This is a genomic window from Achromobacter sp. RT286_PF (assembly GCF_059760425.1).
In genome coordinates this window covers 21,128-33,669 of sequence record NZ_JCBAMR010000049.1, presented here as the reverse complement: position 1 = coordinate 33,669, position 12,542 = coordinate 21,128, and the positions used below count along the sequence as shown (strand labels likewise).

Genomic DNA, 12,542 nt, shown 5'->3' with positions numbered 1-12,542 from the left:
GGCGGCAGCGCGCGCGGCGGCCGCCGCCGGTGGCGCCGATGTGCCCGACGGCCTGGTCGAGGGCGGCTTGTGGGCCGCCACGGGGGACCTGGCCAAATGGGAAGGCGCGAAAGCCGCGTCGCCCAGCGTGCAGAACGGCCGCCAGGTCGTCACCATCGAACAGACGCAATCGCGCGCCATCCTGAACTGGGACAGCTTTAACGTCGGGCGCAACACGACGCTGCAATTCAAGCAGGGCGCGGACGACGCGGTGCTGAACCGGGTGGTGGGCGCGGCGGCCAAGCCCAGCCAGATCCAGGGCGCGATCAAGGCCGACGGCACCGTGATGGTGGTGAACCAGAACGGCGTGATCTTCACCGGCACCAGCCAGGTCAACGCGCGCAACGTGGTGGCCGCCGCCGGCGCGATCACCGACGCGCAGTTTCGTGACAAGGGGGTGTACGCCGACAACGGCGCGCAGCCGACCTTTACCGACGCGCGCGGCAATATCGACGTGCAGGCCGGTGCGTTGATCGGCACGGCGGCGCCGGCCACGTCCACGGCGGGCGGCGGCTATGTGCTGCTGCTGGGCAAGGAAGTAAACAACGCGGGCACGATCAACACGCCGTCCGGGCAAGCCGCGCTGGCGGCGGGCGACAACTTCGTCATCAAGCGTGGCCAGGGCACGTCCGGCAATCTGCTGTCCACCACCAAGGGCAACGAAGTCACGCCCACCGGCACGCCGGGCCGCGTTGCCAACACGGGCCTGATCCAGGCCGCCGTGGGCGACGTGACGATGACGGGCGGTGACGTCGTGCAAAGCGGCGTGGTGCTGTCCAGCACGTCGGTCGATACGCGCGGCACGGTGCACCTGAACGCGGTGGGCGAGGGCGGCAAGATCACCCTGGCTGAATCTGGCACCACGGCCATCCTGCTGGACCGCAGCGGCGCACTGGCGCTGGACAGCCAGCGCGACGGCCTGCGCGTGCCGGTCACCCCGGCAACCGATGCGACGGTGGTGGCGGCGGGCGCGGACCGGCGCGAGTTGTCGCGCGTGGAAATCAACAGTTCCGGCACGGTGGACTTTGCCACCGGGTCGATCACGCTGGCCACGGGCGGGCAGATCGCCGTGCAGGCCACGCAGCGCGCGCTGGTGCGCGAGGGCGCGATTCTGGACGTGGCGGGCGCCGTGGGCGTGCCCGTGGCGATGGAGAACAACAGCGTCAAGATCAACGTCCAGGGCAATGAGCAGCGCGACGCGCCGATCAACCGCGATAGCGGCAAGCTGAACAACAACGACATCTGGGTTGATGCGCGCGACCTGGTGCTGGTGCCGGCCGGCACCAACGGCTACGCCACCGACCGCTGGTACACGGCGGGCGGCCTGTTGGAGGTGAGTGGGTATCTGGGCACGCAGGGCCATGCGGTCAACGAATGGATGGCGCAGGGCGGCAACGTGGAATTCACGGGCGGCGACGTCGTGACGCGGGCCGGTTCGCAAATCAACGTGTCGGGCGGCACGCTGGACGTGCAGGACGGCAAGATCCGGCAGACCTGGCTGCGCGGGGCGGACGGCCGGCTGTACGAGGTGTCGCGCGCGCCCGGCGACTTGGCCTATACCGGCCTGTACAAGGGCTATGAGGCCACGCACGAGCGCTGGGGCCAGACGCAGTATTTCTACAATCCGCTGATCGCGCCCAAGGAACGTTTCGAAAGCGGCTACACGGTGGGCCGCGACGCGGGCAGGCTGTTGATCGGCACCCGCAGCGCGGTGCTGGAAGGCGAGCTCGTTGGCCAGACCTATCAAGGCGAACGCCAGACCGCCGCCGCGCAAGCGGGGCTGGACGGCTATCAGCAATCGCAACGGGCGGCGGCGCGCGGTGCGCAGCTGGTGGTGGGCACGTACACGCCTTACTACGACAAGCGCACGGGCGCGTTGCAATACGCGCTGGGCCTGTCGGAAAACACGATCCAGCATGTCAGCTTGTCGGATCAGGTGGCCGCGATTGCGGCGGGTCTGGATCTGGACACGGCGTTGCCGGACGACCGCGCGGGCACCCTGCAACTGGACACCGCGCAGCTGAACCGCGCGGGGCTGGGCGCCATCAAGATCGCCGCGCAGGACATCACCGTGCAGTCGGATCTGAAGGTGGGACCGGCCGGCGACATCACCTTGTTCGCGAACCAGGTGTCGGTGGATGCCACGCTGACGGCACGCGCCGGCAGCATCCGGCTGGGCAATGTGTTGAGCCAGATCTCGCCGTCGGGCGTGACCGATACGGTGGCAGGCGTGGCGGGCGCGGCGGGCGAGGGGGATGGGCCGCGCGTCGCACTCAGCGCGCGCACGCGGCTGGACGCCACGGGCATGTGGACCAACCTGGCCCTGTCGCCCGAACAGACGGCCGCCATGCCGTATCTGAACGGCGGCTCGGTGTCCGTGCGCGGCAGCGGCGATATCCAGCTGGCGGCGGGCAGCGTCATCGACGTCAGCTCGGGCGCGGTGTTGCGGCCCAAGAACAAGGTGACGGGCGGCAAGGGCGGCAACACGACCATAGACGCGGTGGCCGCCGGCGACGGCTCCGTGGGCGAGGTGACACTGGGCGCGCAATTGCGCGGCTACGGCGTGGAAGGCGGCGGCACGCTGAAGCTGGTGGCGGGCAAGATCGTGTTGGGCGATGGCCCGGTAGCGGTGCGGCCCTCCGTGCCGGGTGCTGTGCCGGATGCGTCCGGTACAGCGGCCGGCGGCGCGGCAGCCGTGGCTGTCGGCGCCGACCCCTTGGCGTCTGCCGGGGCCACGCTGACCCTGGCCGCGCCGTTCTTCCAGCAGGGCTACTCGCGTTACGAGATTACCGGCAGCCAGGGCCTGACCGTGGCTGACGATGCGCGCGTGGATGTGCTGATGCCCGTCTATCGCCCCGTGTCGGGCGCGCAAGGCGTGCCCACCGGCACGGACCCGGCAGCGGTGTTGGACACGTGGCTGCCGCCCGTCTATCAACATGATCCGGTGGCGGGCACGGCAACGCTGCGGCGCGGCGCCAGCCTGCTGTTGCAAAGCGGTCGCAGCGTGGCGACCGCGGGCGCCGACAAGCTGGTCGAACTGAACATCGGCCGGGGCGCGCGCATCAACGTGGACCCGGGCCAGAGCATCGAACTGCTGGGCGCCGGGCAGATCACGGTCGCGGGCGCGCTGACGGCCGCCGGCGGCAAGATCGATATTCGCCAACTGCGCGTGGGCACGCTGGACGTGGCCGAGTCCTTCGACACCGCCGATGGCGAACTGCACAACCGCTCGATCTGGATCGGCGAACAGGCGGTGCTGGACGTGGCCGGGCGCGCGGAAAGTGGCATCGACGCGCAGGGCCGCCGCTATGGCGTGGCGGACTCGGGCGGCGTCATCGTGATCGGCGGCGAGATCGATCATGACCGCGCCACGGCGACGTCGGCCGACGCCTACGTGATTGTGCGCCCCGGCGCGGTGCTGAACGCGTCGGGCGCGGGCACGGTGGTGGACGTGAACGGCGTGGGCGCGGTGCCACTGAACGGCGACGGTGGCCGCATCTCGCTCAGTTCCTACAACGGCCTGCATCTGGACGGCACGTTCATCGCACGGGCGGGCGGCGCCAACGCATCGGGCGGCACGCTGGATATCGCGCTGGAAACCCCGCTGTACCGCATTTCGGGCGACAACGTTTCAAGCATTGACGTGCAAGTGCCGCGCGAGCTGGTGCTGGGCGCGACCGCTCCCGGTCAGGGCCTGCGCGCCGACCTGAAACCGGGCGAGGCCGAAGAGGGTCTGCGTTATGGCGAGACCCGCCTGGACACCACGCGCTTATTGGCAGGCGGGGGCTTCGATCATCTGGGGCTGCTGTCTAACGGCCTCATGTCCTTTGACGGCGACGTCAACATCCAGACGGCGCAAAGCCTGCGCCTGTATGCCGGCGCGTTCTCGGTGGCGCCGCAAGCCGAGGCACCAGCCGACGCACAAGCCGCCGCAACAGCCGCCGCAACAGCCGCCGCAACAGTCGCCGCCCAAACGCGCGTGAACCTGGCGTCGTCGTATGTGCGGCTGTCCGGCCTGGGCAAGTATGCGGCCACCAATGGCGTGCTGCGTCCGCGCGTGTTGTTCGCCGATGCGGCCGAGGTGGACGAAGGCGCCTTCACCGTGCGCGCCGGCAATCTGCTGGAAGTGGGCAACAGCTTGTCCTTCGGCACGCAGGGCTCGATCGTGCGCGGCGTGGGCGGTGCGCTGCCGGTGGCGCGCGCGGGCTTTGATCGCGTGACGCTGGACAGCGCGGGCGACCTGCGCTTTCTGGCCAACAACGACAACGAACCGCGCACGCGACTGTGGACACGTGGCGATCTGGCATTGATTGCCGCGCAGGTCTATCCCGCCACCGGCGCCGAGGCCGAAGTGCTGGCCGGCTACACGCGGCGCGAGGACGGCACGCAGGGGTTCGACCCCGATCGCCGCCTGACCGTGGCGCGTCACGATGCCGCGACGGCTGCGTTGCCGCCCATTCCGTATTCGGCGTTCGGCTCGTTGCGCTTGGCGGCCGCCACCGTAGAGCAGGGCGGCGTCATCCGCGCGCCGCTGGGCGCCATTGTGCTCGGCGACCTGAGCGAACGGATGGGCACGCAACGCCTGAGCCTGCTGCCCGGCAGCGTGACCTCGGTCAGCGGCGCCGGCTTGTTGATGCCTTATGGCGGCACGACGGACGGCGTGTCGTATCAGTTCAAGGGCGCGCCGGTGTCCTTGGTGGGCGTGGGGGGCGCAGCCGGCATCGGCGACCAGGCCGCGCTGCGCACCGGCGTTACCCTGGCATTCCAGGACGTGGATGCGCTGCCGGGCTCGGTGCTGGACCTGTCCGGCGGCGGCGAGCTGACCGGCGCGGGCTTTGTGTCTGGCCGGGGCGGTTCCACCGATGCGCGCTACGCGCCGCTGGTGCGCAACAACCCCGACGGCGGCTTTACGTTGCCCGGCCTGGCCGCCAACCCGGTGTACGCCATCGTGCCCGGGGCGCAGGCGCCCGTGGCCCCGGTGGGCGGCGAGGCCGGCGCGTCCACGCCCGGCGTGGGCCGGCAGATTACGTTGGGCGCGGGCGTGCCGGGCTTGCCGGCCGGCACCTACACCTTGCTGCCGTCCCCCTATGCCTTGCTGCCCGGCGCATTCCGCGTCGAGATCAACGGCGCGGCCACGGCGGGCGCGGCGGTGACGCCCATGCGGATGCGCAACCAGTCCTGGGCCGCAAGCGGGTCCTTGTCGACCGCCGGCACACAGGTGGCGAACAGCCTGGCCAGCGCGGTCATCCTGACGCCGGCGAACGTGCTGCGGACCCTGTCGCAATACAACGAGATGAGCTACGCCAGCTTTGTGGCGGCGGACGCCGTGACGCGCGGCGTGCCACGCGCGATGCTGCCCGCCGACGCACGCACCCTGCGCTTGGCGCTGCATCCCGGTTCGTCCGACGGGCAGGCGTTCAGTTTTGAAGGCCAGGCCAATTTCAAGGCTGCGCAAGGTGGCTTCGGTGGCGCCGTGGCGGTGAGCGGCGGCAGCACCGCGGTGGAGATCCTGGCCCCGGGCCAGGCGCCCACGGCAGGTTTCGCGGGCACGTCGGTGGGCGCCGATGCGCTGACGGCGCTGGGCGCCAGCCGCCTGGTCGTCGGTGCGATGCCGGTGGTGTCCTACGGGCAGGGCGGGCGGTTTTATACCTTCCAGCAGTCCGCCCGCGAAGTGGTGCTGCGCACCGGCGCGCAGCTGACCGCGCCCGAAGTGCTGCTCTCGGCGAACACCATCGAGCTTGAAGCCGGCGCCGGGATATCGACGCTGGGCCGGGGCGCGCCGTCGGTGGATTCCACCAGCGGCTACGCCTTCCAACCGGGCAGCGCCAGCCTGCTGGCCGTGTCCAATGGCCGCCTTGACGTGCTGGCGCCCGACGCGCTGGCCACGGGCGCCATCCGCATCGGCACATGCGCCACCACGGCATGCAACGATGTGACGCGCCTGTATTCCGAAGGCACCATCGCCGCCGCCACCAACGGCGCCTTCGACCTGGGCGAGCAGGTACGCTACGGCACCCGCAACCTGTCCTTGGCGGTTGGCGCCGTCAATGTCGGCACGGCGCAAACGCTGGCGCAGGCGGCGGCGCAGGGCATCCTGCCCAGCGGCCTGACGCTGAACCAGGACATCCTGGCCCGCTTGCTGCGCGGCGACACCAGCATGGGCGCGCCCGCGCTGGAAGTGTTGACGCTGACCGCGCGCGACGCGATGAACTTCTACGGCACCGTCGCGCTGGACACGCGCGACCCGGTCACCGGCAAATACAGCCTGGCGACCTTGGCGCTGGGCACCCCGGCCATCTACGGGTTTGGCGACGCGGGCGACGAGGCGGGCATCCGCACCCAGAACCTGATCTGGAACGGCGCAACCCAAGCGCCCGGCGCAGTGGTGGCCGGCGGCGCGGGCACGGGCAAGGGCGTGCTGCGCATCGACGCCGAGCGCATCGAATTCGGCTATGGCCAGGGCGCGCAGCCCAGCGGCCAGGAAGACAATGCGCGTCTGGCGCTCGGCTTTGCCAGCGTCAACCTGAACGCCAGCGACCGGATCACGGCAAACCATCGCGGCAGCTTGTCCGTGTATGAATCGCAGGGCGCATTCGACAGCAGCACCGGCCGCTACGCGTACCGCGGCGGCAACCTGAACCTGAACACGCCGCTGTTGACCGGGGGCGCGGGTTCGGTGAACCAGATGCTGGCGGGCGGCGACGTGCGCCTGTCCGGCGCCGGCGCCGGGCAGGCGGCGGCCGTGCAGGACCTGGGCGCGCAAGTCGGCCTGTCCGGCGCCACGGTGCAAGTCGATGGCCGTATCGTGTTGCCCAGCGGCAAGCTCACGTTGCAAGGCCGCGACGGCGTGTTGCTGACCGGGGCGTCGCAAATCGACGTGTCCGGCCGGGCCATCGCGTTCAACGACGTGCTGCGCTACAGCTGGGGCGGCGATGTGATTCTGGAAAGCGCGCAGGGGGGCATCCGGCAAGCGGGCGGCGCGCTGATCGACCTGTCGGCGCAACAGAACAACGCGGGCACGCTGCGGGCCGATGCGCTGGCGGCGTCGGCCGGTGTGGTCGACCTGCAAGGCCGCATCCTGGGCGCCAGCTCGGGGCATTACGATGCCGGCGGTACCGCCGTGCCGTATCGCGCGGGCAGCATCGACGTGCGCGCCCAGCATCTGGGCACGGCGGCCACGCTTAGCACGGATTTCGATGCGCTTAACCAGCGCCTGAACGAGGGCGGCGTCTTTGGCGCGCGCAGCTTCCAGCTCAAGCAAGGCAGCCTGACGCTGGGCAACACGCTGCGCGCCAATGACATCAATCTGTCGATCGACAGCGGCAGCCTGACGGTGGCCGGCGTGGTCGATGCCAGCGGCGAACGCGTGGGCCGCATCCGCCTGGCCGCGCGCGACGGGCTGACCCTGGCGTCCAACGCCGTGCTGGACACGCACGGCACCGTGTTGCGCGTGGACAGCTACGGCAAGATCATCGATGCGCCCAACCGCGCGGTGGTCGAACTGAACGCCGGGCGCGGCGTGTTGACGCTGGCCAGCGGCGCGCGCATCGACCTGCGCCACGGCACCGCCGCCACGGCAGGTACCGGCGCGGGTCAGCACGATGGGGCATCGCGGGGCACGCTGGACTTGCTGGCGCCGCGTATCGACGCGTCGGGCAACGCGGGCGTCAATGGCGGCGCGGCGGCCACGGCCGGCGACATCGCTATCGACGCACGTGGGCCGCTGACCATCGACGGCGCCAAATCCATTTCGCTGGTGGCCCTGCAGCGTTATGACGACGCGCGCGTCGGCGACCCGGCCGACCGCGCCAACGGACGCAGCCATCAGATCATCGACCAGGCCTATCTGGACACGTTGCATGGCGACAGCGCAACGTTCATCGGCAACGCACTGGCAAACGGCAATCTGCTGAACGCCAAGCTTGCAGGCTTGAACAACGCCACCTACCGCGACGTGTTCCACCTGCGGCCGGGCGTGGAAATCGTCAGCAAGACGGGTGATGGCGACCTGGTCGTGCAAGGCGACCTGGACCTGTCGGGCTATCGCTATGCCAGCCTGAACCCGCGTTCGGCCATGACGTCGGTGTACGGCTCGGGCGAGGCGGGCGCGCTGACCTTGCGCGCCAAGGGCAATCTGGACGTCTTCGGCAGCATCAACGACGGCTTCGCGCCGCCGGCAGCCACGCCCGACGACGAGCACGGCTGGATTCTGACGCCGGGCGCGCAGCCCTTCGGCGGCGACGTGGTGCTGCCGCGCGGCGGCGTTGTGCTAGCCAACGGCACCGAATTTCCCGGTGGCAAAACGCTCAACTACGCGCTTCCCTTGCAGCCGACGACGCTGGCCGCCGGCACGCGCCTGCCCGTTGAAGCGGCGCTGAACCAGCCGCTGTCCATCGCGGCAGGCACGGTGTTGTCCGGCGACGTGCGCGATGCGGCCGGGCAGTTGCTGTACGCGGCGGGCAGCATCCTGAAGCAGGCGGTGGACCTGCCGGTGGGCACGCGCCTGGGCGCGGGCACGCTGTTGACGGCGGGCACGGCCATGCAGGCGTTCACGTGGCCGGCCAATGTGGCCCTGCCCAACCTGTACACCACGCAAGGCTACGAGCCTAACGTGTTGTTGATGGCGGGCACGATCACGCTCAAACAAGGCGCGGTGATTCCGTCGCAGGCCAAGCTGGTGTTTCCGGATGGCGTGGACTATGTCGAATTGCGCCCCGGCACGACGGCCGACCAGCGGCGCAACTGGGCGCTGGCGCAGATGTTGCCCGCCGGGAGCCAGTCGTGGTCGTTGCGCCTGGTGGCCGGCGCGGACCTGGATGCGGCGGACCCGCTGCGCGTGCAGCCCGGCCCTGGCGCCGGCAAGCTGAACCTGGCCGACAGCCACTACAACGTCACGCTGGCGATGGGCGCCGGCCTGGTGTGGGGCCCCGAGGCGGGCCCCTCCGGCTTCGAGCCCTATGCGCCGGTGCCGGAAGACCTGCTGTGGTTGTGCGACGCGATCGAAGGGCTGTGCCTGCCGCCGCCCCGCTGGGCCTGGGCGCCGGACAACACGTACGGTCAGCCCGCCGGGTCGCCGGTGTCGGACGAAGACCTGGAAAAGTGTGCGCGCTCGCCAGAGCAGTGCTATGAGAACAAGTCGTCGACGACGGTAACCGCGCACACGCAGAACTTCAGCGTGCTGCGCACCGGCACGGGCGACCTGGACCTGGCGGCCGGCGGTGACATCAGCCTGATGTCGGCTTACGGGGTCTACACGGCTGGCACGCAGTCCGCCGACGTGGCGCCCGCCTACCAACTGCCGCGCGGCCGCTACGAAGCCACGGTGCTGGGCGATGCGCATTCCAGCACCTACGAACCCTTCGTATCGGAGGGCGGCACTTATCAAGCCTGGTATCCGGAACAAGGCGGCAACCTGGGCCTGTACACCGGCGGCGCCCTGCGCGGCGACGTGTGGGGCAAGACCACCGGTGGCCCCTTCGACGCGCGCGTGCTGGCGCCCAGCGTGGGCGTGGGCAACTGGTTGTGGCGGCAAGGCTCGGGCAGCGCCAACGGCGGCGATACGCCGACCGCGTGGTGGATCAACTTCGGCAGCTACGTCAAGGCGCCTTCCGACTTCAAGGACAACACGCCGCTGCTGGTGGGCTTCACGGGCTTTGGCGCGCTGGGCGGCGGCAACGTCAACCTGCGCGTGGACGGCGACGCCGGCAATATCGAATCGCGCGGGTCCGTCACCAACCCGCGCGGCCAGGGCTTGATCGTGGCGGTGGGCAGCACCGGGCGTGTCGCGGCCGATGGCGCCATCACGCTGACGGGCGGCGGCGACATCGACATCCGTGTGGGCGGCGGGCTTAACCCCACGCAGAGCGCACGCGGACGGGTCTCGTCCATCGCGGGCCCCACGCCGTACTACGGCGAACCCGCGCTGGACCTGCAAGGCGCGCTGATCAACCTGCGCGGCCACGCCGGGCTATCCAGCGGCGCGGTGGGCGGCCTGGATTTGCGGTACGGCAACGAAGTCAACCAGCAGGACGCCAAGGACAGCCGGGGCTACGACCCGTATGTCTCCACCCTGGCCAGCGCCACGGGCGGGCTGGTGCTGATTCCCGGCGACTCGGTTATGCGCATTGATACGCGCGGCGACCTGGTGGTGGGCGGCGCCGGCGACCCCGGCCGCGTGGCGGTGCCCAACACCACGCCGTACCACCTGCTTGATGGCACTGTGCGCACCGGCGGCGGCACCAGCTGGTTCTCGATGTGGACCGAGAACACCGCCATCGAACTGTCCAGCGCGGGCGGCAACCTGACGCCCAGCCGGCAGACCTCGCACAGCGCGCAGGGGCTGTCGGTGCAGACCGGGCGCAATACGTCGCCGTCGGACGGACGCTATCTGTATCCGTCGATTCTTCGCGCCACGGCCTACGACGGCAGCGTGTATGCGGGCGTGTCGGCCGGCTACCTGAACAACGAGGCCTCGGGGCTGCCGTATTCGTTGACCCTGGCGCCGGGCGCGCGTGGCCAGCTGGAAGTGCTGGCCGGCAATTCCATCTACGCGGGCGGCTACGCCATCAACCGCTCGGGCGCCGACCCCGCCAGCGTGGCCAACGTGTTCGCGCCGGCCTTTGCGGGCTACCTGTCCGAAGCCAACTCCAATGTGGCCCTGGGCAACAAGGGCGTGGACGGCATCGATGGCAGCCGCGACACCCATTTCCCCTTGTTCTATTTCAATGCGCCGACGGCCGGCGCGGCCGGTTCCAATGCGGTGACGCGCTTTTACGCCCGCGATGGCGACATCGTGGGGCTGCGCACCGGCGAAGCGCTGTCGGTCTTGCAGGGGCCGAATACCGGGCAGACGTGGTACGAGGCGTCGGGCCCCGTGTGGATGATGGCGGGCCGCGACATCGTGGCCTCGGGTACCGACACCGGCGTCAAGACCGATGTGCCCACGACCAACGGCATGAACTTTGGCGCCAGCTCGACGTCGGTGACCTCAGCCGGCAACCTGTTCCTGCACCGCGACGCGCTGGACGTATCGCGCGTGTCCGCCGGTCGCGACATCCTGTACAGCTCGTTCCAGGTAGCCGGCCCCGGCGTGCTGGAGGTATCGGCGGGGCGTCACGTGTTGATGGCGGATCGCGCGTCCATTACCAGCCTGGGGCCGGTGCTGTCGGGCGACCACCGGCTGGGCGCGTCCATCGCCGTGCAGGCGGGCGTGGGCGCCAAGGGGCCGGATTACGCGGGCTTTATCGACCGCTATCTGGACCCGGCCAAGGCCGCCGACCCCGGCCGCCCCTTGGTCGACCAGGGCCTGGCCTTCAAGACCTACGAGGCCGAACTGCTGCTGTGGTTGACGCAGCGTTATGGCTTTGCCGGCAGCACGGACGATGCGCGCGCGGTGTTCGCGGCGCTGCCTGCCGAGCAGCAACGCATCTTCGCGCGGCAGGTGTATTTTGCCGAGCTGCGTGCCGGGGGCCGCGAATACAACGACAAGAGCAGCCCGCGCAACGGCAGCTATCTGCGCGGTCGCCAGGCCATCGCCGCGTTGTTTTCCGACGCGACGCCCGGCGCGTATGACGGCGACATCACCTTGTACGGCGCGGCGGGCATCCGCAGCAGCTTCGGCGGCGACATCCAGTTGATGACGCCGGGCGGGCAGCAGGTGTTCGGCGTGGAAGGCGTGGCGCCGCCCGCCACGGCCGGCATCATCACGCAGGGCGAAGGCAACATCCAGCTGTATGCGCAAGGCAGCATCCTGCTGGGGCAAAGCCGCGTCATGACGACCTTTGGCGGCGGCATCACGGCGTGGTCAGCCGAAGGCGACATCAACGCGGGTCGCGGGTCCAAGACCACGGTGCTGTATTCGCCGCCCAAGCGCGAATATGACGCCGTGGGCAACGTGACCTTGTCGCCCAACGCGCCCAGCACCGGCGCGGGCATCGCCACGCTGGCGCCACTGCCGGAAGTGCCGGCGGGCGACGTGGACCTGTACGCGCCGCTGGGCACGATCGACGCGGGCGAGGCCGGCATCCGCGTGTCGGGCAACGTCAACATCGCGGCCTTGCAGGTGGTGAACGCCGCCAACATCCAGGCCCAGGGCGACAGCGCGGGCGTGCCGGTGTCGGCGGCCGTCAACACCGGCGCGTTGTCATCGGCCAGCGCGGCGGCGACTTCGGCCGTCAATGCGGCCGAGGCCTCGGCGCAGCGTGCGCAAAACGAAGCGCGCCAGAATCAGCCGTCGGTCATCAATGTGCAGATCCTGGGCTATGGCGACGAGCCGGTGGCGGGCGCCGCCCCGACCGCGCCGCCGGCCGGGTCGGCATCGGCGGCGCCCAAGTACGACGCCGCCAGCGCCGTGCAGGTGCTGGGCGCGGGTGCGCTGAACGCCAGCGAAACCGGCGGCTTGAGCGCCGAGGAGAAAAGCCGCCTGACGATGTAGGGGGGTGCCTCCTGCATGCCCCAACCATGCCTGGTATGCGCGGCCGGTTTGCACCGGCCGCGTTTTTTTT

At 70.2% G+C, this 12,542-nt stretch carries 1 protein-coding gene; it reads left to right on the top strand.

Features of this window, described 5'->3' with window-relative positions:
• Positions 1-12,472: filamentous hemagglutinin family protein (locus tag AC6LJY_RS25255; RefSeq protein WP_498137023.1), on the top strand; the 12,472-nt coding region annotated here is incomplete at its 5' end.
• Between the last annotated feature and the right edge of the window lie 70 nt (positions 12,473-12,542).